A 19,280-nucleotide genomic window follows, 5' to 3' on the forward strand; every position below is an offset into this window, starting at 1 on the left:
ATGGACTATCCAAAAAGCATCCCCGGCGTCGGTCTGGTCGACGGTGGTTTTATCGATGAAAACCCTGTTTCCGGCACACCCGGTTCGTTGATCCCCGCCGCCTGGGGCAACAGTGTCACGCAAGAAATTCTCAACGCCATCAAGGCTGCAGGACTCACCCCGGATGAGAGCAAGACCAACCAGTTGGCAACGGCCATTGGCGCCCTGGTCGACTTCACCAAACTGAAGAACACCCCGACCACGCTGGCGGGCTATGGCATCACCGATGCCGTGGGACGGTTGCTGGCTGTGCGGCAGATCGAGACGGTCGGGATCACGGTTTACAAGCCGAACCCGAGGGCGAAGCGGATTCGTGTGCGGCTGGTCGGGGCGGGTGGTTCGGGGGGCGGATGTGCGCCGATCCCGGCTACTTATCAAGGGATTGGCGGCGGTGGCGGAGCGGGTGCTTACGGGGAGAGCCTGTATGACGTCACGCCGGAAATGCTGGCCGGTGTTCCGGTCACTTTGGGCGCTGGCGGTACCGCACGTAACGCGATTGGTCAGGCGGGTGGCGGTGCGTCTTTCGGTTCTTACTTGAGTGTTTCGGGCGGCATGGGCGGGCAGACGATAACAGTCCTGACGTCCGCAACGGCGTCCGGATTTGTACAGGGCGGCGCGGGTGGGCAGGTCGTTACGGGCGGCAATCTCTGCAGCGCTCGGGGCATCCCCGGCACCTATGCGATGTACAACGCCAATTGGGGTGTGCTCTGCGGGGGCGGGGGGCCGAGCCCGTTTGATGGTGGTGCTCCCCTGATGGGCGTCAATGGCACTGGCATTGCCGGTGTTCGCGGCTCGGGGGGAAGCGGTTCATGCTCGACCAACGCTTCTGCATCAGTCGTCAGCGGTGCCGGTGGCAATGCCTTCTGTGAAATCTGGGAGTACGAGTAATGGCCCGTTATGCACGCATTGAGAACGGTGTCGCGATCGAAGTGATCGACACCGGTGACTACGCCATCGAGCAACTGTTCGCGGCGGCTTTTGTCGCTGCGATGGTGCAGGTGCCCGAAGGTGTTGATGTTGAAATCGGCGCGCCGATGTCTGAGTTGACGCCCGCTGTCGAGCCTCTGCGCGAACCGCTAGGTCCTGAAATCGCTCAGGTCGCAGCCGTCGAGGACAACGAGCCTTTGGCGGCTGCGCGCGCCTGGCGCCAGTCGACGCTGGCGGCCACCGAATGGCTGGTCACCCGCCACCGCGACGAGCAGGAGCTGGGGCGTGGGACAACGCTCAAGGCCCAGCAATACCTGGAGCTGCTCGAGTACCGCCAGGCATTGCGCGACTGGCCCGATTCCGGCGCATTCCCGTCATCCGTTACTCGGCCATCAGCGCCGCAGTGGCTGGCCGGCCCGATTGGCTGAAGCCGTCACGCTACCCATGTTTTCAGATAAGGAGATAAACCTTGGACTATCCCAATAGTGTTCCCAGTGCCGGCCTGGTCAACGGTCGGTTTGTCGATGAAGACCTGATTACGGGCAAGCCGGGATCGTTGATCCCGGCCAGTTGGGGCAACGGTGTCACGCAGGAATTGATCAATGTCATTCAGGCGGCCGGCCTCACGGCGTCGGAGGCCAAGGTTGATCAATTGCTGACAGCATTACGCGGTAGCCGGTTGTTCGCCACGGCGTCGCAGTTCGACAACAGCCAGACCGTCGCCACTACAGGTTTTGTCGCTCGTAGCGGCGTGCAGTTTTCGGGGCTCACGTCCTTTGCGACCAGTACGGTTCTGACTGCGGCCCATGTGGGCGGAATGGTCAGTTTCTACAGCGCGGCACCGGTCACCGCCACCATGCCCGTTCTCGGCGTCGCCGGTAATGCAAGTACGCTGCACGTCATCAATCTCGGCACCGGTGTGCTGACGATCAACCCGGCAGCGAACGAGCGCATCATCAGCAGCAACAACACGGTGGGGTCGCTGCTGCTCGGTATTGGCGACTCGGCGCAACTGATCCGGGTTGGCACTGACTGGCGACTTTATGGTGGATCCGTCAGTGACCGATATGCGTCGGCTCACTCCGGTGCCTTCGGCGATGCCGGCTATCAGCGGTTCGCGAGCGGCAATATCGAGCAGTGGGGTTACGGATCAACTGATGCCAATGGGGATGTCTATGTGACGTTTCCGATTTCGTTTCCGGTGGCATTTTCGTCACTGGTGGCGACACATGTCGGTGGTGACGGAGCGATGGTGCTCCTGTACGGGGGGAGTGCGACCAAACAAGGTTGTCGCTTGAGAGTACGGAATTACTTGGGCCAGTCTTCTGCTGGCTGGAGCGTGAACTATTTTGCGAAGGGGTATTGAATGAACGCTTTCAATGTTTTGTTCAGCGCCAGCACTCGGGGCGTTTATGTACCGGGTATCAACTCGTCGGACATTCCCAACGATGTCATCGAGATTCCCCAAGCCTACTGGGCCTCGCTGCTGAAGCAACTGTCGGTCTCTGCAAAAGTGATTGGCGTGCGGGCGGATAACGGTTTTCCGGTGCTGGTCGATCCGCCACCTCCAACGGCGGATGAAGCGGCGGATATCGAGCGTCGCTGGCGAACCGCACAACTGGCAGCCACCGATGGTCTGGTGGCCCGCGACCGCGATGAGCTGGAGGACGGCGGCGGCACCACGCTGACCACCGAGCAATATGCCGAACTGCAAGCGTTTCGGCGCGCGCTGCGGGACTGGCCTCAGGCTTCGTTTTTCCCGTTCAGCGAGCGTCGTCCGGTGGCGCCGCGCTGGTTGGCAACGGCACTCTAATGGATCAGGGAAACTGAAATGGATTATCCGAAAAGCGTTCCCGGCATCGGGCTGGTGAACGGCAAGTTCGTCAATGAAGACGTGGTCGGCGGGTCGCCGGGATCGCTGATCCCCGCGACCTGGGGCAATGGCATCACCGATGAGCTGCTGAATGTCGTCAAGTCTGCGGGCCTTGAACCGAGCGAAAGCGATGCGACGCAGTTGTTGCTGGCGATCAGGAAAATCAGCCAGAGCGGTGAAGATAAACACGCAGCGGATATCGGCGCTGCCAACCTCTACATGGCCAATTATGTGCCGACCATCACTGCGTTGAAGGACGGGCTGGCACTGCGCTTCACGGCAGGTAATGCCAATACCGGAGCGAGTACATTTGCGCCGAATGGTCTTCTGCCCAAACCGCTTTTGAGTCTGGCACAGAGTGCATTACGGCCAGCCGAAATTGTCGGCGGCAGTGTGTGTTCGGTGGTGTATAGCGCCGCGCTGGACTGTTGGTTGCTGGTGTATGCCAGTGGCGGCAATGCCGGGGGTGGTCGTTTGTTGAATGTGAAGACATTTGCTGTCAGCGGTGTTTATACACCGACCGTGGGGATGCGATCCGTATTGGTCAAAGTCGTGGGCGGTGGTGGCGGGAGTGCGGGAATTGCAGCGACCGGTGCGAATCAATATGCCGTCTCCGGTGGTGGTGCTTCCGGCAGTTACGCCGAGACCCGGTTGCCGAGCGACAGGATCGGTGCGAGCCAGATCGTCACGATCGGTGCCGGTGGGGCTGCCGGAGCTGCACAGGCGAACGGCGGCGTCGGAGGAACCAGCTCGCTGGGTTCGCTGGTATCGGCACCGGGAGGTCAGGGTTCCCTCTGGGTCGGTGTTGTTTCAGGATCGTCGGCAGGACTTTGTGTGGGCGGGTATCCCGGTGAAACTGCGTCTGGCGGGAACATCGTCAACTCAGCCGGGGCCCCGGGATCACCGGGCATCTCGGTCAATAGTTCGACGCTGGCGGGGCATGGTGGCAGCTCTCCATTGGGCAGTGGTGGCTTCGGGTTCGGCACCACCGTCATTACCAGCTTCCCTGGCTTCCCCGGCACGGGATATGGATCCGGTGGCGGCGGGGTCGCAATCGGCCCCAATCTGGCTGGCAAATCAGGAACATCAGGTGCCCCTGGTGTCGTGATCATTTACGAGTACGCCTGATGAAAACCTACGCACGCGTTGTTGAAAACACGGTGGTCGAACTGTTCTCGACCGACGGAAACATGGTCGAGATGTTTCACCCGGATCTGCTTTGGGTCGATATCTCCGAGATCACTCCAGCACCACAAATCGACTGGTCGGCGAACTTCGGCACCCTTGGCTGGGTGTTTTCGTCGCAAGAAGACGTTGCCCCTGATGGCGCCCTGAAAACCCTGGCAAAGAAATGGCTGACCGGATTCGGTCGCCAGCCGTGATTCAATCGGCGCAATCCAGGGAGGATCAAGCATTATGCAAATCACTGAAAACAACCTCAGCAACATCATGCCCAACGCCCGCTCCCAAGCGGGCGTTTTTGTTTCACCGCTCAACGACGCCATGGCGCGTCATCGCATCGATACGCCCAAGCGCGTCGCTGCGTTTCTCGCTCAGGTCGGCCATGAGTCCGGGCAGTTGCGCTACGTGCGCGAACTGGGCGACAACCAGTATTTGAGCAAGTACGACACGGGGACGCTGGCCCTGCGACTGGGCAATACGCCGGAAGCCGATGGTGACGGGCAGAAGTATCGCGGTCGCGGTCTGATCCAGATCACCGGCCGCACCAACTATCGCCAGTGCAGTCTCGGGCTGTTTGGCGATGAGCGTCTGTTGTCGTTGCCCGAATTGCTCGAGCAACCGCAGTGGGCGGCGGAGTCCGCCGCGTGGTTCTGGGAGCAGAACGGTTTGAACGAACTGGCGGACCGCGATCAGTTCAACACCATCACCCGTCGAATCAACGGCGGGTTGAACGGCTTGCAGGATCGCCTGGATATCTGGGCGCGGGCGAGGGCGGTGTTATGTCCATCTCCTGGCGTGTAACCGGTGTTTTATTGCTGGTTCTGGGGGCTGCCGCGCTGGCCTGGCAATTCCAGGACTGGCGCTACGGCCGCCAAATGGCCGAGCAGGCCCGACAGCATGCCGAAACCCTCAACCAACTGACTCAGGCTGCTGCCACGGCGCAACAGGCCGAGCAGGACAAGCGTCTGGCCCTGGAGCAACGGCTCGCGGCCAGTGAGCAAACCCATTATCGAGCACTCAGCGATGCCCAACGTGATCAGGATCGCCTGCGCGACCGCCTTGCCACTGCTGATCTGCGCCTGTCAGTCCTCATCGACGCAGGCGACGCTGCCCAAGGCTGCGGCGTGCCAGCCGCCTCCGGCACCGGCGGCGTGGATCATGCAACCGTACGCGCCCGACTTGACCCGGCGCATGCTCAACGAATTGTCGCCATCACCGGCGAAGGCGATCGCGGACTGATTGCCCTGCAGGCCTGTCAGGCCTATATCAGAGCACTGGCGCCTGCACATTTTGAATGAGTCTGTGTATTGAAAGCGCAACCGGCTCGTGTACGGTGGTAGGCATTCCACCCGATCCGGAGAGTGCCGTGAAAGACCTCACCCAACTGGCGGCCGAACTTGGCCGACGCCTGCAGTTGCTCAATGCCCACGTCACCACGGCCGAGTCCTGCACCGGCGGCGGCATCGCTGAAGCGATTACCCGGATCCCGGGGAGCTCCGCCTGGTTCGAGGCCGGTTATGTGACCTACTCCAACCGCCAGAAAACCCAGCAACTGAACGTGCCTGCCGAACTGTTCGGGACGGTGGGCGCAGTCAGTCGCGAGGTGGTCGAGGCGATGGTGCGCGGTGCGCAGAAACACAGCCGTGCGCGGTTCGCCGTGGCGGTCAGCGGTATCGCCGGGCCGGACGGCGGCTCACCGAACAAACCGGTGGGCACGGTGTGGCTGGCCTGGGGTGTCGGCGATGCGGTTTCCAGCGAGGTGCAGCACTTCCCCGGCAACCGCGACGAAGTCCGCCGACAAACGGTGAAGGCCGCGCTAGAGGGGCTCCTGCGACTAGCGGCACGAGAAATCGAAAATCAGGGGTAGGCGATCCGCGAACGCTGTGGAATAATACTGGCTACTTATACAGGTGTTGGCCGTCAGGCCTTATTGATTACGTGAGGACTTTAATGGACGACAACAAGAAGAAAGCCTTGGCTGCGGCCCTGGGTCAGATCGAACGTCAATTCGGCAAGGGTGCCGTAATGCGTATGGGCGATCAGGACCGTCAGGCGATCCCGGCCATTTCCACCGGCTCTCTGGGTCTGGACATCGCGCTCGGCATCGGCGGTCTGCCAAAAGGCCGTATTGTTGAAATCTACGGTCCTGAATCTTCCGGTAAAACCACACTGACGCTGTCCGTGATCGCCCAGGCCCAGAAGGCCGGCGCGACCTGCGCATTCGTCGACGCCGAACACGCCCTCGATCCTGAGTACGCCGGCAAGCTGGGTGTCAACGTCGACGACCTGCTGGTTTCCCAGCCGGACACCGGCGAACAGGCCCTGGAAATCACCGACATGCTGGTGCGCTCCAACGCCGTTGACGTGATCATCGTCGACTCCGTGGCGGCACTGGTGCCGAAGGCTGAAATCGAAGGCGAAATGGGCGACATGCACGTGGGCCTGCAAGCCCGTCTGATGTCCCAGGCGCTGCGTAAAATCACCGGTAACATCAAGAACGCCAACTGCCTGGTGATCTTCATCAACCAGATCCGCATGAAGATCGGCGTGATGTTCGGCAGCCCGGAAACCACCACCGGTGGTAACGCGCTGAAGTTCTACGCTTCGGTTCGTCTCGACATCCGCCGTACCGGCGCGGTGAAGGAAGGCGACGAAGTGGTCGGCAGCGAAACCCGCGTCAAGGTTGTGAAGAACAAGGTGGCTTCGCCGTTCCGTCAGGCCGAGTTCCAGATTCTCTACGGCAAGGGTATCTACCTGAACGGCGAGATGATCGATCTGGGCGTTCTGCACGGTTTCGTCGAGAAGTCCGGCGCTTGGTATGCCTACGAAGGCACCAAGATCGGTCAGGGCAAGGCCAACTCGGCCAAGTTCCTGGCAGACAACCCGGAAGTCGCGGCGAAGCTCGAGAAGCAACTGCGTGACAAGCTGCTGTCGCCAGCCGTGATCGCTGACTCCAAGGCTTCTGCGGTCACAGAGACCGAAGACGACCTGGCTGACGCTGACATCTGATTGCACCGATGACAACCGCCGTACTCGATACCCTCGTCGCGGTGCGGCGAACCGCAATGGATCTGCTCGCACGCCGCGAGCACGGTCGAGTCGAGCTGACGCGTAAACTGCGTCAGCGCGGCGCTCCACCCGAAATGATCGAAACAGCTCTCGACCGATTGACGGAAGAAGGGCTGCTTTCCGAAGCCCGTTATCTGGAAAGCTTTGTTTCTTACCGCGCCCGTTCAGGTTATGGCCCGTTACGGATTCGTGAAGAGCTGAGCCAGCGGGGCCTGCAGCGTGCCGATATCGAACTCGCCTTGCGTGAGAGCGGTATCAACTGGCAGGAGCAATTGACAGACACGTGGCAACGGAAATTCTCCGGACAGCTTCCCGCTGACGCCAAGGAACGAGCCAGACAAGGCCGGTTTCTGGCGTATCGGGGGTTCTCGATGGAGATGATCAACCGCTTGTTCAGCGGCAGAGGGATGGACGATTAAATCGCTTCCAGTTTCAATCAAAAAAAGCGGCCCGCTATTTCGATAGCGGGCCGCTTTTTTTTTGCCTTCAGATTACCTTTGACGGTTCTCTGGAGGGTTGCGCCGTTTGTGGTCTGGATTGGGCCCAGTTTTCCGGCAGGTTGATGAAGTCCACCAGTTCCCGCAGGCGCCCATGGTCCCGGGCGTTGAAGGCGAAGGACAGTCGCGCCAGATGGCTGAATTGCGCCTCGTCGTGCTCCTCAGCGCTATAGGCGTGTTGATGGAACCGGTCGCTCAGACACAGATCGGCGAAGGCTTCCTGCATGTGGTCCAGTGCCCGGTCGCTGAGCCTGTGGTTCATGCGAATCACGAACTGCCGTTTGAGCCAGCGGCTGGAGTGGAAGTTGCCATAGAACTGATTGATCTGTTCCACCGCCTCTTCAACGCTGTAGACCAGGCGCATCAGTTTCAGGTCGGTTGGCAGGATGTAACGGTTGTCCTCCAGTTGCTGACGAATGAAGTCCAGTGCTCCTTGCCAGAACGTGCCGCCCGGCGCGTCCAGCAGCACCACCGGCACCAGCGGGCTTTTGCCGGTCTGGATCAGGGTCAGCACTTCCAGCGCTTCGTCCAGCGTGCCGAAGCCACCGGGGCACAGCACCAGTGCGTCGGCCTCTTTGACGAAGAACAGTTTGCGCGTAAAGAAAAAGTGGAATGGCAGCAGGTTTCCGGTGCCGTCCACGGTAGGGTTGGCGTGCTGTTCGAAGGGCAGGGTGATGTTGAATCCCAGGCTGTTGTCGCGGCCGGCCCCTTCATGGGCGGCGGCCATGATTCCACCACCGGCACCGGTGATGACCATCATGTCTGATCTGGCCAGGGCTGCGCCCAGTTCACGGGCCATGGCGTACAGCGGATGCTCGACGGGCGTGCGCGCCGAGCCGAATACGGTGACCTTGCGCCGGCCCTTGAACTGTTCGAGCGTGCGAAACGCCTGCTCCAGTTCACGCAGGGCTTGCAGGGTGATCTTGGCGTTCCAGCGGTTGTGATCTTCCTGGGCCATGCGCAGCACGGTCAGGATCATGTCGCGGTAGATGGGAATGTTCGGGCTGTTGGGGGAAACCAGGTTGAGTTGTTCTTCGACCTTGCCGGTGAGGTCGTGGCCGCTTTCCTGAAAATGACGGCTGAGCAGGTCATTCGGTTGGTAAGGCATGCAACTTCTCCTTCTGCACAGAGCCTTCGGCCCTGACGTGCGGCGTCAGTGCCGCGCTGCAAGAAAAACAAACGTCCGGCAGCTCCTTTCCTGCCGTTGATAAAATGATCGGGAATACTTTGAATCTAGACCCTCAAAGCATTTCTCGCTCATTGAGCATTGCGCCACAAAGTCTTGCCTGGCAACTGCTTATTGTCGTTTTGCGAAGTGCTTTCACCGCTCGTCCGAAGGCGCACCGAGGGCAAAATGCTCTGATTTACTAAGTTAAAGGCGCCGTACGACAACTTTGCGTCAGCGAGCGTACGCAAGGTGCAAGCGATTCAAGGATTTGCGGGTGGCAAGGAGGCGGGACACATGACCAGAGTCATTCTGGAGATCGATACGCAGCTGTATCGAATGTTGAAAGCATCGGCCGAGACCAATCATGTCAGTCTCGAAGAGGAGTGCTGCCGACGTCTTTCGGGAGGGGAGCGCCGCTCGCGCTATCTGCAGGCCTTGCTGGCCGAACTGCGCGCCGAGGATGAACAGCGGCGCGCCAATTCTCGTTGATTACTTCTTCTTCGCCGGGCCTGCTTTCGGGCAGTCCGATTCCTGATAGCTGGCCGAACCGATCGCCCGATTGGTCTTCACTTCGCTGAAGTCGTAACGCATCACGGCGCCCTTGGCCATCAGCTTGCGGTACGACGGGTTGTTGCAGACCGAAGCTCCCAGCTGGAAATACACGGCTTTGGGATCGGCGCGCATCTTCTCGGCATGGCTTGCCTGGACGCTCAGGTGGTTGATCAGCGTGGTGCCTTCGACGGTGTAACCCTGATCGAGGATGTCTTCGTTGATCGCCCGTGGTGTACCGACGCTGCTTTGGGCGGCGACGTTTTGCAGCTCTTTGTTCAGGTTCTGCTCTTTCAGGGACGCAGCCTGTGCGCTGAAGGACAACGCCAGTGCAATGGCCGCGGTAGGAACGATAAGGCGCAGCATGAAACTCTCCTGATTCAGTGACTGGTGGTTCGACCAGCCCCGGGGCTGTGCGTTCAGTGGCGGCGAATTATAGGGGAGCCGGTCGGGAGGGTACAGGCTTGTGCCCGTTGCTCTGATAAACTGCCGGCCTTTATTGCCTTGCCGAGAGTTGTTCGTGTCGAGTTTTCCTGTCAGTCGGCGTCGCCCGCAATGAACCATGCCCCCAACGCCGTGGCCCGCCTGCGCGATCAGCGCGAGGACGAGGGCATCAAGCCGATTCAGGCCCGTGGTTTCCGCTCCGAGCGTTGCCGCGACTGCCGGGTCATCATCAGTCATTGCCTGTGCGCCTGGCGCCCGACCGTGGAAACCCGCTCCGGTGTCTGCCTGATCATGACCGGCAAGGAAGTGTTCAAGCCGAGCAACACCGGTTGGCTGATCGCCGACATCGTGCGGGACAATCACGCCTTCATCTGGTCGCGGACCGAACCCGACGAGCAATTGCTCGCGCTGCTGAACGACCCGCAATGGCAGCCGTATCTGGTGTTTCCCGGCGAGTACGTCGAGCCTTCGCGGGTCACCAACACCGTGGATCTCGATAGCAGCAAGCGTCCGTTGTTCATTCTGCTGGACGCGACCTGGACCGAGGCGCGCAAGATCTTCCGCAAGAGCCCGTACTTCGATCGCCTGCCGATCCTCAGTCTGTTGCCCGACAAGCTGTCGCGTTATCGCCTGCGCCGTTCGACCCGCAGCGAGCACCTGTGCACCGCCGAAGTCGCGGCGCTGTGCCTGGAACTGGCGGGCGACACGGATGCCGCCTCGGCGCTGGACGCCTATTTCGATGTGTTCAGCCAGCACTACCTGGGCGCCAAGCAGCAGCTTGAGGTGAATGTGTCGACACCGGCCCATGCCGAGTTGCTGCCTTTTATAGCCAACCCGCAACCGGTGCCGGCCTGATCCTGGCCCATACTGCTAAAGCAGTGGCCGTGTTGCTTGACCACCCCGGCTTCGCTGGGCATGCTTGGCGCCGATTGGGGTGCGGCCAAGGTTTGAAACGCCGTTTTGTCCGTGATTGGCGTTGAACGTGCCCCTGTGGATGCCGCTGCACAAGCGCCGGCATCTTGATTTGCCTTGGTGAGCCCCGAATGCATCGGGTCTGCCATCAAAAACAGGATCATTTGAAAAATGGCCACATACGACATCCTGATTGCCGATGATCACCCTCTTTTTCGTAGCGCACTGCATCAAGCGGTGACGATGGGCCTTGGTCCGGATGTACGAATGGTGGAGGTGGCGAGCATCGCCGAGCTGGAGGCGCGCCTGACCGAGAAGGCCGACTGGGATCTGGTGCTGCTTGACCTGAATATGCCGGGCGCCTTTGGGTTTTCCGGGCTGGTGATGCTGCGCGGTCAGTACCCGCAGATTCCGGTGGTGATGGTCTCGGCGCAGGAAGAGGCTTCGGTGATGGTCAAGTCGCGGGAGTTCGGTGCCAGCGGTTTCATTCCCAAGTCGAGCGACTTGAGCGTGATTCAGGAAGCAGTGCGCAAAGTGCTGGACGGTGACGTGTTCTGGCCGCCACAGGCGTTCGAAGCCGTTAGCGTCTCCGACGAGGCCAAGGCTGCCAGCGATGGTCTTGCGAGCCTTACACCCCAGCAGTTCCGGGTGTTGACCATGGTCTGTGAAGGCCTGCTCAACAAGCAGATTGCCTATGAGTTGAACGTGTCGGAAGCGACCATCAAGGCCCACGTCACGGCGATCTTTCGCAAGCTGAACGTGCGGACTCGTACCCAGGCGGCTTTACTCTTGCAACAACTTGAGTCAATTCCAAGCCAGTAAAGGCTGGCGTCTTCACGCTTTTTTGACTTTCGTTGAACTAGCTTCCCCACTTCTTTTTGGTCGGTTGTTTACTTTATGTCACCTTTCAAGGGCCAGACGGGCCTGAAACGCATCCTCAACGCTTCCGGTTACTCGCTGGACGGTCTGCGCGCAGCCTTCACCGGCGAAGCGGCGTTCCGTCAGCTGGTGCTGCTTAACGTGGTGCTGATTCCACTGACGTTCTTCCTGAATGTCAGCCGTGTCGAGCAGGCGTTGCTGATTGCCGTGTGCCTGCTGGCGCTGATCGTCGAGTTGCTGAACTCTGCGGTGGAGGCGGCCATCGACCGCATTTCCCTGGAATTGCACCCGCTGTCCAAGAATGCCAAGGACATGGGCAGCGCCGCGCAATTCGTGGCACTGAGCATGATTGCCCTGGTGTGGGCGGTGATTCTGCTTTAAGCGATTGTCGGCAGGACGATCTCGTCGCTGCGCTGGACCCCGGCGGTGAAGGCGCGGCACAGATCGAGAAACTCGCGCATGGCGGAAGTCTGGTACTTCTGTTTGTGCCAGATGAAATAGAACTGCCGCGCCAGATCCAGATCCGGCGTCTCCACCGGCACCAGGCTGCCGCGCCGGAATGCATCACGCAGCGCCAGGCGCGAGATGCAGCCAATCCCCAGACCCGATTCCACGGCGCGCTTGATCGCTTCCGTGTGTTCCAGCTCCAGACGAATATTCAGCGCACTGCGATGGTGACGCATGGCCTGATCGAAGGTCAGGCGGGTACCGGAGCCTTGTTCGCGCAGAATCCACGCTTCGTGGGTCAACTCTTCCATGGTCGCGCTGCCGCGTTTGGCCAACGGATGCTGTGGGGCGCAGAACACCACCAGTTCATCCTCGACCCAGCTCTGCACTTCGATGTCCGGATGGCTGCAATCGCCTTCGATTAGACCCAGATCAATTTCGTAATGCGCCACTTGTTGCACGATATTGGCAGTGTTCTGCACGTGCAGCTTCACCTGGCTTTCCGGGTGACGCTGCATGAAACCGCCGATCAGCAAGGTGGCCAGGTAATTGCCGATGGTCAGGGTCGCGCCCACCGACAGCGAACCGAAACCGGATTTGCCGTTGAGCAGGTCTTCGATTTCCTTGGCCTGATCGAGCATCGCCACCGCTTGCGGCAACAATTGTTTGCCGAGGGCGTTGAGGCTCAGGCGTTTGCCGGCGCGATCGAACAGCTGGCAGCTGGATTGACGCTCCAGTTCGGTGATTGAGGTGCTGGCGGCCGATTGCGACAGGTTGAGCAGACCCGCAGCACGGGACACGCTTTCCTGCTGGGCGACGGCGACGAAGACTTGCAGTTGACGAAGAGTAAATCGCATATCGATATAACCGATAACCCTTATCTTAATAATCCAGTTAACAGATATTGTCGGCGCTATTAGAATGCGATGCAATTGCGCACCGTCGGCATCCTTCAACGCGAGCCGGGCAAGCGCAGATCAATCTCCAGGAGTCCCACGTACATGAGCAACATGAACCACGAGCGTGTCCTCAGTGTTCATCACTGGAACGACACTCTGTTCAGCTTCAAGTGCACCCGCGATCCGGGCCTGCGCTTCGAGAACGGTCAGTTCGTGATGATCGGCCTGCAACAGCCAAATGGCCGCCCGCTTATGCGCGCTTACTCGATCGCCAGCCCGAACTGGGAAGAGCATCTCGAGTTCTTCAGCATCAAGGTGCCTGATGGTCCGCTGACCTCCCAGTTGCAGCACCTGAAGGAAGGCGACGAGATCATCATCTCGAAGAAGCCTACCGGCACCCTCGTCCTGGACGACCTGAACCCGGGCAAGCACCTGTACCTGCTGAGCACCGGCACTGGTCTGGCGCCGTTCATGAGCGTGATCCAGGACCCGGAAACCTACGAGCGCTTCGAGAAAGTGATCCTGGTTCACGGCGTTCGTTACGTCAACGAAGTCGCCTACCGGGAGTTCATCACCGAGCACCTGCCGCAGAACGAATTCTTCGGCGAGGCGCTGCGTGACAAGCTGATCTACTACCCGACCGTGACCCGCGAGCCGTTCGAGAATCAGGGCCGTCTGACCGACCTGATGCGCAGCGGCAAGCTGTTCAGCGACATCGGTCTGCCACCGATCAACCCGCAGGACGACCGCGCGATGATCTGCGGCAGCCCGAGCATGCTCGACGAGACCAGCGAAGTGCTCGACAGCTTCGGCCTGAAGATCTCGGCCCGTATGCGCGAGCCGGGTGATTACCTGATCGAGCGTGCGTTCGTCGAGAAGTAAGCACATTCAAATCTGTGGGAGCGAGCTTGCTCGCGAATAAGGTAGAACATTCAGCAGTTATGTTGACTGACACGCCGCCTTCGCGAGCAAGCTCGCTCCCACACAAGAAAGCCCGCGTTGCCTGAGATGGCAGCGCGGGCTTTTTCGTTTCCGGGGATCACGCTTCGGCGGGGATGACTTCCAGGACGCGGATCTGCTCCGGTGTCGGGTAATGCCAGCGCACGTCCAGATCCCAGAACTGTGCGCCGTATTCGCGCTCCGGTGCGGGCGTCTGATAGGCCGGACGCGGATCCTGAGCCAGGCATTGCTCGATCAACTCCACCAGCGGCTCGGCCAGGCGCTGAGCGTGGGTGTGGGCCTGTTGCAGCGCCGCATCCGTCCACTGCACGTCGATCAGTTGCGGCGCGGCACTGGCGATGCTGTTGGAGGCCTCGGGGATGATGTCGGCGTAAGGCACGTAGGGTTTGATATCGAGAATCGGCGTGCCGTCCAGCAGGTCGATGCCGGAAATGAACAGGCGATTGGTCTCGACTTTGTCCAGCTTCACCACCGACTGACCGATGCCGTTTGGCCGGTGAGTGGCGCGGGTGGCGAACACGCCCATGGACTTGTTGCCGCCCAGGCGCGGAGGGCGGACTTTCAGTCGCGGCTTGTCTTCCAGCGCCTGATGGAACAGGAACAGCAGCCAGACATGGCTGACCTGCTCCAGCCCCTGCACCGCATCGCCCTGGTCGAACGGTGCCACCAGTTCCAGCACGCCACGGGCGGCGGGGGCCAGTTGCGGCTGGCGCGGGATGGCGAACTTCTCCTTGAAGCAGGAGCGGACGAAGCCGATGGGGGAGACGCTGTAAGTCATGGTCTTGGGTCAAGGCAGGAAACAGGGCGGGCATGATAACCCGGCAGGCTTCAAGTCTGGTGCTGACAGAACTGGCCTCTTCGCGAGCAAGCTCGCTCCCACAGGGGAACGCATTCCAAATGTGGGAGCGAGCTTGCTCGCGAAGGCCGCGCCGCGGATCTACAGGCTAAATCCGCCATCCAGCGGAATGATATTCCCGGTCATGTAGGCCCCGGCGGTACTCGCCAGGCTGATTGCCAGCGCCGCCATCTCTTCCTCACGGCCCCAGCGTTTCATCGGGATCAGTGCGGTGTCTTCGGCCAATGCCTGCTGGTCATTGCCGATGTGCTGGGTCATTTTGCTCGGAAAGCGGCCCGGTGCGATGACGTTGACGTTGATGTGCTGGCTCACCAGTTCCCGAGCGAGAATCCGCGACAGTTGATGCAGGGCCGCTTTGCTCGGCCCGTAGGCATAGGCCTGTTCACCGAAGGAAGAAATCCCCGCCACCGAGCCGATGTTGATGATCCGCGCCGGATTCGCTGCCGAACCGGCCTTGCGCAGCAGCGGCAGAAACTGCTGGATGCAACTGAACACCGAAGTCACGTTGAGCTGCATGACCTTCTCCCAGCCCTTGACCGGGTAGCTCTCCAGCGGCGCCCCCCAAGTGGTGCCGGCGTTGTTCACCAGAATGTCCAGATGAGTGATCTGCTCGCCCAACCGGGCCGCCAGTTCTTTTACGCCCTCTTCGGTCGCCAGATTCGCCGCCACGCCCTCGCAAGTGCCCAGGGCTCCGAGTTCTTCAGCGGTCTGATGACAGGCTTCAGCGTCACGGGAGCAGACGTACACACGGGCGCCGGCCTCGACAAATGCCTTGGCGATCATTTTGCCGATACCACGGGTGCCGCCGGTCACCAGGGCGGTGCGGCCTTGCAGGGAGAAATACGGGTGCATGGCGAATCCTGAGGGCTAGGGTTCAGTACACCCTAGTCGCCGGCCGCGAAAAGCGGAGCCACTATTTTTCGAGGGAATGAAGGGCCATGCATGAAAACGGCGACCGAAGTCGCCGTTTTTTCAAGGATCAGCCGCGAATGCGCAGCGTCAGGCCTTTGAGGAAATTGCGCAGCAACTGGTCGCCGCACGAGCGGTAGTTGGTGTGGCCGACCTTGCGGAACAGCGCGCTCAGCTCAGGCTTGGACACCGGGAAATCGGCAGCCTTGAGGATCGCGTGCATGTCGTCTTCTTTCAGTTCGAAGGCCACGCGCAGTTTTTTCAGAATGATGTTGTTGGTCACCGGCACTTCGATCGGCTGCGGCGGACGGCTTTCGTCCTTGCCGCGCTTGAAGATCACCAGACCGTCGAGGAAGTGCGCGATGACTTCATCCGGGCAACGCACGAAACCTTCTTCGTCTTCTTCCTTCTTGTCGAGCCAGGTCACCACGTCGGCGAGGGTCACGTCCATGCCACCGAGTTTGATGATTTCGACGACTTTCTTGTCGCTGATGTCGAGCATGTAGCGCACGCTGCGCAGTACGTCGTTATGAACCATGTTTGCAATCCTGATCGTTCGCTGTGGGCACCGCGCAGGCGCGATGCCGGAATGTGTGGCGGCAACGGAGGCCTTAGAACTTCTCTTTGCCGGACAGGTAGCGCCATTGGCCGGCCGGCACCTTGCCGATCGATACGCCGCCGATGCGGATACGGCGGATGCCGACGACCTTCAGCCCGACCGCTTCGCAGAACTGGGCGATGATCCCCGGCTGCGGGTTCTTCATGGCGAAGCGCAGGCGGTTTTCGTTCTGCCAGCTGGCCTTGACCGGCGGCAGCTCCTTGCCCTTGTGGGTGAGGCCGTGCTGCAGGCGATTGAGGCCGTGGGCGACCATTTCGCCTTCGACTTCGACTATGTATTCCTGCTCGATCTTGGCCGCGTCGGCGGTGAGCTTGCGCAGCACCTTCCAGTCCTGGGTGAACACCAGCAGGCCGCTGGCCTTGGGTTGCAGGTCGGCGCTGGCGGTCAGGCGCAGGAAGTGCCCGCGCAGCGGACGCTTGCCGTAGCGGTGTTCTTCGCTGAGGGTGTCGGCGCTCAGCGACTGCATCGCAGTGTCGACATCCATGCCCGCCGGCACGTTGAGCAGGATGGTCACCGGCTCCGGCGCGGTGGCCTTGGCGTCCTTGTCGAGCTCGACTTTCTGGTCGCCGACCTTGAACTGCGGCTCGTCGATGACCTCGCCGTCCACGGTGACCCAGCCGCCCTCGATGAACAGTTCGGCCTCCCGGCGGGAGCAACCGACCAGTTCGATGAGGCGTTTGGAGAGGCGAATCGGGTCAGTCATGACAGGGCCGTAACAAAAAAGGGGTGGGCATTGTACCTGCCTGGCGCCGGTTAATCGCGATTGCATTTGTACCGTGTGGCTTTTTATCCGCGTACGGCGCGCTGTTCCGGCTGTTTCAGACGCATGTGCAGCAGTGGATACGGCTGGCCCATGCCGTCGACTTCCGAGCGGCCGATCACCTCGAAGCCCTGCTTGAAGTAAAAACCCAGGGCCTGCGGGTTCTGCTCGTTGACGTCCAGTTCATCGGCGTTCAGATGCTCCATGGCGTATCTCAGCAGCTTCTTGCCCAGGCCCTGGCCGCGATGCTCGGGGTCGATGAACAGCATTTCGATCTTGCCCGCCGCCACGCCGGCAAACCCGGTGATGCGCTGATGGCTGTCCCTGGTACAGATCAGCATCACCGCGTCGAGGTAACGGGTCAGCACCAGATTGCGCAGCAGCTCGATGTAGCTGTCCGGGAGAAAATCATGTGTGGCACGAACCGAGGCCTCCCAGACCCGGGTCAGTTCCTGATAATCGCTGAGTTTCGGCGTGTGGATGACCGAATGGTGGCGCATGCCCGATAGCCTCTTTGTCATTAATGAGGGAGTCCTTCCCCTCACAAACGATAGCCGTAAAAAAGCCCCGCATCTCGTAAAAGAGAGCGGGGCTTTTCGTATTTTTCGCGTTTAGATCTGTTCGGCCCAGAGGTCGTACTCGTCGGCGTCGGTCACCTTGCACCAGACCTTGTCGCCCGGCTTGAGGTTGCTGCCGTTGTCGATGAACACGTTGCCGTCGATTTCCGGGGCGTCGAAGAAGCAGCGGCCGACTGCGCCTTGCTCGTCGACTTCGTCCACCAGCACTTCGATTTCACGGCCGATGCGCATTTGCAGGCGCGCCGAGCTGATTTCCTGCTGGTGCGCCATGAAGCGCTCCCAGCGATCCTGCTTGACGTCGTCCGGGACGATGTCGAGGTTCAGGTCATTGGCCGGTGCGCCTTCGACCGGCGAGTACTGGAAGCAGCCGACGCGGTCGAGCTGGGCTTCGGTCAGCCAGTCCAGCAGGTACTGGAAGTCTTCTTCGGTTTCGCCGGGGAAGCCGACGATGAAGGTCGAGCGGATGATCAGGTCCGGGCAGATTTCGCGCCAGTTCTTGATCCGTGCCAGGGTCTTGTCTTCGAACGCCGGGCGTTTCATCGACTTCAGGACTTTCGGGCTGGCGTGCTGGAACGGGATGTCCAGGTACGGCAGGATCTTGCCGGCGGCCATCAGGGGGATCAGTTCGTCGACGTGCGGGTACGGGTAAACGTAGTGCAGACGGACCCAGACGCCGAGGGTGCTCAGCGCTTCGCAGAGTTCGGTCATGCGGGTCTTCACCGGTGCGCCGTTCCAGAAACCCGTACGGTACTTGACGTCAACGCCGTAGGCGCTGGTGTCCTGGGAAATCACCAGCAGCTCCTTCACGCCGGATTTGACCAGACGCTGGGCTTCGTCGAGCACGTCGCCGACCGGACGGCTGACCAGTTTGCCGCGCATCGACGGGATGATGCAGAAGCTGCAGCTGTGGTTGCAGCCTTCGGAAATCTTCAGGTACGCGTAGTGACGCGGGGTCAGCTTGATGCCTTGCGGCGGCACCAGGTCGATCAGCGGGTTGTGATCCTGTTTCGGCGGCACGACTTCGTGCACGGCGTTGACCACTTGCTCGTACTGCTGCGGACCGGTGACGGCCAGCACGCTCGGGTGCACGTCACGGATGTTGCCTTCTTCGACACCCATGCAGCCGGTCACGATGACCTTGCCGTTTTCCTTGATCGCTTCGCCGATGACTTCCAGGGATTCGGCCTTGGCCGAGTCGATGAAGCCACAGGTGTTGACCACGACCACGTCGGCGTCCTGATAGGTGGACACCACGTCATAGCCTTCCATGCGCAGCTGGGTCAGGATGCGCTCGGAGTCGACCAGTGCTTTCGGGCAACCCAGAGATACGAAGCCAACCTTTGGATTGGCCGGCGCAGGAGTGGTGGACATGTCTAACCTCGGTATTTTGTGACGCCGCTTGCCTGATGGCGGAAGCCGACGGACGGGCGCTTGAAGTGCGCCTCTGATCAAAAAGTGCGCAATTCTAGCGATGAGCAGCGCACTTGACCAGCTTTATGCAGGGAAATACGACGAGTGCTGCGCTATGCTTCGCGCCGTTGGGCTTTACCAATTTTTTACAGTCAACAAAACGACTGTAACTACAGGTAAAACAGCGCATGCTGCATCAAAAAGCATAGTGCTTCGTTCAAAGAAGCCGGTCTGGAAATCAGGAGTGTTGGATGGGTCAGGCAAGTAGTCAGGCGGCGGGCGCCGAGCATTCGGCTGCAAAAC

25 protein-coding genes are annotated in these 19,280 nt (G+C 60.5%); 16 read left to right on the forward strand and 9 right to left on the reverse strand.

Going from position 1 to position 19,280, the window contains the following annotated elements:
* From CAG02_RS08995 to recX, 11 genes are all read left to right on the forward strand, one after another.
* On the forward strand, positions 1-927 hold the full coding sequence (locus CAG02_RS08995; RefSeq protein WP_085712889.1) for a hypothetical protein: 927 nt from the start codon (positions 1-3) through the stop codon (positions 925-927).
* Positions 927-1,394, forward strand: coding sequence for a phage tail assembly chaperone (locus CAG02_RS09000; RefSeq protein ID WP_085712890.1), 468 nt, complete (start codon positions 927-929; stop codon positions 1,392-1,394). Before CAG02_RS08995 ends, CAG02_RS09000 begins: the two co-directional genes overlap by 1 nt.
* A 41-nt stretch (positions 1,395-1,435) precedes the next feature.
* A complete protein-coding gene (locus tag CAG02_RS09005) occupies positions 1,436-2,332 on the forward strand; it encodes a phage tail protein (protein WP_085712891.1) in 897 nt (298 codons plus the stop codon).
* Positions 2,333-2,779, forward strand: coding sequence for a hypothetical protein (locus tag CAG02_RS09010; RefSeq protein WP_085712892.1), 447 nt, complete (start codon positions 2,333-2,335; stop codon positions 2,777-2,779).
* Positions 2,780-2,797: 18 nt separating this feature from the next.
* Positions 2,798-3,967, forward strand: a complete 1,170-nt coding sequence (locus tag CAG02_RS09015) for a hypothetical protein (protein ID WP_085712893.1) — start codon at positions 2,798-2,800, stop codon at positions 3,965-3,967.
* Complete coding sequence (locus tag CAG02_RS09020; RefSeq protein ID WP_085712894.1) at positions 3,967-4,221, forward strand: hypothetical protein; 255 nt, start codon at positions 3,967-3,969, stop codon at positions 4,219-4,221. Before CAG02_RS09015 ends, CAG02_RS09020 begins: the two co-directional genes overlap by 1 nt.
* A gap of 34 nt (positions 4,222-4,255) precedes the next feature.
* Complete coding sequence (locus CAG02_RS09025) at positions 4,256-4,822, forward strand: glycoside hydrolase family 19 protein (RefSeq protein ID WP_085712895.1); 567 nt, start codon at positions 4,256-4,258, stop codon at positions 4,820-4,822.
* Positions 4,801-5,319, forward strand: a complete 519-nt coding sequence (locus tag CAG02_RS09030) for a lysis system i-spanin subunit Rz (protein WP_085712896.1) — start codon at positions 4,801-4,803, stop codon at positions 5,317-5,319. The genes CAG02_RS09025 and CAG02_RS09030 overlap by 22 nt, the downstream gene beginning before the upstream one ends.
* Positions 5,320-5,387: 68 nt before the next feature.
* Entirely contained in the window at positions 5,388-5,888 is a 501-nt protein-coding gene (locus CAG02_RS09035) for a CinA family protein (RefSeq protein WP_085712897.1), read from the forward strand.
* Positions 5,889-5,971: 83 nt separating this feature from the next.
* Positions 5,972-7,030, forward strand: a complete 1,059-nt coding sequence (recA, locus tag CAG02_RS09040; RefSeq protein WP_085712898.1) for a recombinase RecA — start codon at positions 5,972-5,974, stop codon at positions 7,028-7,030.
* An 8-nt stretch (positions 7,031-7,038) separates the two neighbouring features.
* On the forward strand, positions 7,039-7,509 hold the full coding sequence (gene recX / locus CAG02_RS09045; protein WP_085712899.1) for a recombination regulator RecX: 471 nt from the start codon (positions 7,039-7,041) through the stop codon (positions 7,507-7,509).
* A gap of 67 nt (positions 7,510-7,576) precedes the next feature.
* On the opposite strand, the gene CAG02_RS09050 is transcribed toward recX, so the two are convergent.
* Positions 7,577-8,695 carry a TIGR00730 family Rossman fold protein gene (locus CAG02_RS09050; RefSeq protein WP_085712900.1) on the reverse strand — a complete coding sequence of 373 codons (1,119 nt, stop codon included), beginning with the start codon at positions 8,693-8,695 and terminating at the stop codon, positions 7,577-7,579.
* Positions 8,696-9,049: 354 nt separating this feature from the next.
* On the opposite strand from CAG02_RS09050, the gene CAG02_RS09055 reads away from it, so the two are divergent.
* Positions 9,050-9,244, forward strand: a complete 195-nt coding sequence (locus CAG02_RS09055) for a hypothetical protein (RefSeq protein ID WP_085712901.1) — start codon at positions 9,050-9,052, stop codon at positions 9,242-9,244.
* Here the strand turns inward: CAG02_RS09055 and CAG02_RS09060 are convergent, their stop codons facing one another.
* On the reverse strand, positions 9,245-9,670 hold the full coding sequence (locus tag CAG02_RS09060) for a PA3611 family quorum-sensing-regulated virulence factor (protein WP_085712902.1): 426 nt from the start codon (positions 9,668-9,670) through the stop codon (positions 9,245-9,247).
* Between the two features lie 189 nt (positions 9,671-9,859).
* On the opposite strand from CAG02_RS09060, the gene CAG02_RS09065 reads away from it, so the two are divergent.
* The 3 genes from CAG02_RS09065 (at position 9,860) to CAG02_RS09075 (ending at position 11,920) form a co-directional block, all read left to right on the forward strand.
* Positions 9,860-10,603: a tRNA-uridine aminocarboxypropyltransferase gene (locus tag CAG02_RS09065; RefSeq protein ID WP_085712903.1), complete on the forward strand. Its 744-nt coding sequence runs from the start codon at positions 9,860-9,862 to the stop codon at positions 10,601-10,603.
* Positions 10,604-10,831: 228 nt separating this feature from the next.
* Positions 10,832-11,482, forward strand: coding sequence for a response regulator transcription factor ErdR (erdR, locus tag CAG02_RS09070; RefSeq protein WP_085712904.1), 651 nt, complete (start codon positions 10,832-10,834; stop codon positions 11,480-11,482).
* A gap of 75 nt (positions 11,483-11,557) precedes the next feature.
* Positions 11,558-11,920 carry a diacylglycerol kinase gene (locus tag CAG02_RS09075; RefSeq protein ID WP_003222276.1) on the forward strand — a complete coding sequence of 121 codons (363 nt, stop codon included), beginning with the start codon at positions 11,558-11,560 and terminating at the stop codon, positions 11,918-11,920.
* On the opposite strand, the gene CAG02_RS09080 is transcribed toward CAG02_RS09075, so the two are convergent.
* Complete coding sequence (locus CAG02_RS09080; RefSeq protein ID WP_085712905.1) at positions 11,917-12,843, reverse strand: LysR family transcriptional regulator; 927 nt, start codon at positions 12,841-12,843, stop codon at positions 11,917-11,919. The two genes, CAG02_RS09075 and CAG02_RS09080, sit on opposite strands and share 4 nt — an antisense overlap.
* Positions 12,844-12,987: 144 nt before the next feature.
* Here CAG02_RS09080 and fpr point away from each other — a divergent pair, with 144 nt between their 5' ends.
* Positions 12,988-13,767 carry a ferredoxin-NADP reductase gene (fpr, locus tag CAG02_RS09085; RefSeq protein WP_003222277.1) on the forward strand — a complete coding sequence of 260 codons (780 nt, stop codon included), beginning with the start codon at positions 12,988-12,990 and terminating at the stop codon, positions 13,765-13,767.
* 157 nt (positions 13,768-13,924) lie between these two features.
* Here the strand turns inward: fpr and tsaA are convergent, their stop codons facing one another.
* The 6 genes from tsaA to rimO all read right to left on the reverse strand — a co-directional run bounded on the left by tsaA (position 13,925) and on the right by rimO (position 18,938).
* Positions 13,925-14,623 (reverse strand): tRNA (N6-threonylcarbamoyladenosine(37)-N6)-methyltransferase TrmO, encoded by a 699-nt coding sequence (gene tsaA / locus CAG02_RS09090; protein WP_085712906.1) that lies wholly within the window; start codon positions 14,621-14,623, stop codon positions 13,925-13,927.
* A 159-nt stretch (positions 14,624-14,782) separates the two neighbouring features.
* A complete protein-coding gene (locus CAG02_RS09095) occupies positions 14,783-15,553 on the reverse strand; it encodes an SDR family oxidoreductase (protein ID WP_085712907.1) in 771 nt (256 codons plus the stop codon).
* 127 nt (positions 15,554-15,680) lie between these two features.
* Positions 15,681-16,148: a DUF1456 family protein gene (locus CAG02_RS09100; protein ID WP_085712908.1), complete on the reverse strand. Its 468-nt coding sequence runs from the start codon at positions 16,146-16,148 to the stop codon at positions 15,681-15,683.
* Positions 16,149-16,221: 73 nt separating this feature from the next.
* Positions 16,222-16,932 (reverse strand): rRNA pseudouridine synthase, encoded by a 711-nt coding sequence (locus CAG02_RS09105; protein ID WP_085712909.1) that lies wholly within the window; start codon positions 16,930-16,932, stop codon positions 16,222-16,224.
* An 83-nt stretch (positions 16,933-17,015) separates the two neighbouring features.
* Positions 17,016-17,489, reverse strand: a complete 474-nt coding sequence (locus CAG02_RS09110; RefSeq protein ID WP_085702626.1) for a GNAT family N-acetyltransferase — start codon at positions 17,487-17,489, stop codon at positions 17,016-17,018.
* 111 nt (positions 17,490-17,600) lie between these two features.
* Positions 17,601-18,938 carry a 30S ribosomal protein S12 methylthiotransferase RimO gene (rimO, locus tag CAG02_RS09115; RefSeq protein WP_085712910.1) on the reverse strand — a complete coding sequence of 446 codons (1,338 nt, stop codon included), beginning with the start codon at positions 18,936-18,938 and terminating at the stop codon, positions 17,601-17,603.
* Between the last annotated feature and the right edge of the window lie 342 nt (positions 18,939-19,280).

The organism is Pseudomonas sp. R43(2017), assembly GCF_002112345.1.
In the GTDB taxonomy this organism is placed as follows: Bacteria; Pseudomonadota; Gammaproteobacteria; order Pseudomonadales; family Pseudomonadaceae; genus Aquipseudomonas; species Aquipseudomonas kribbensis.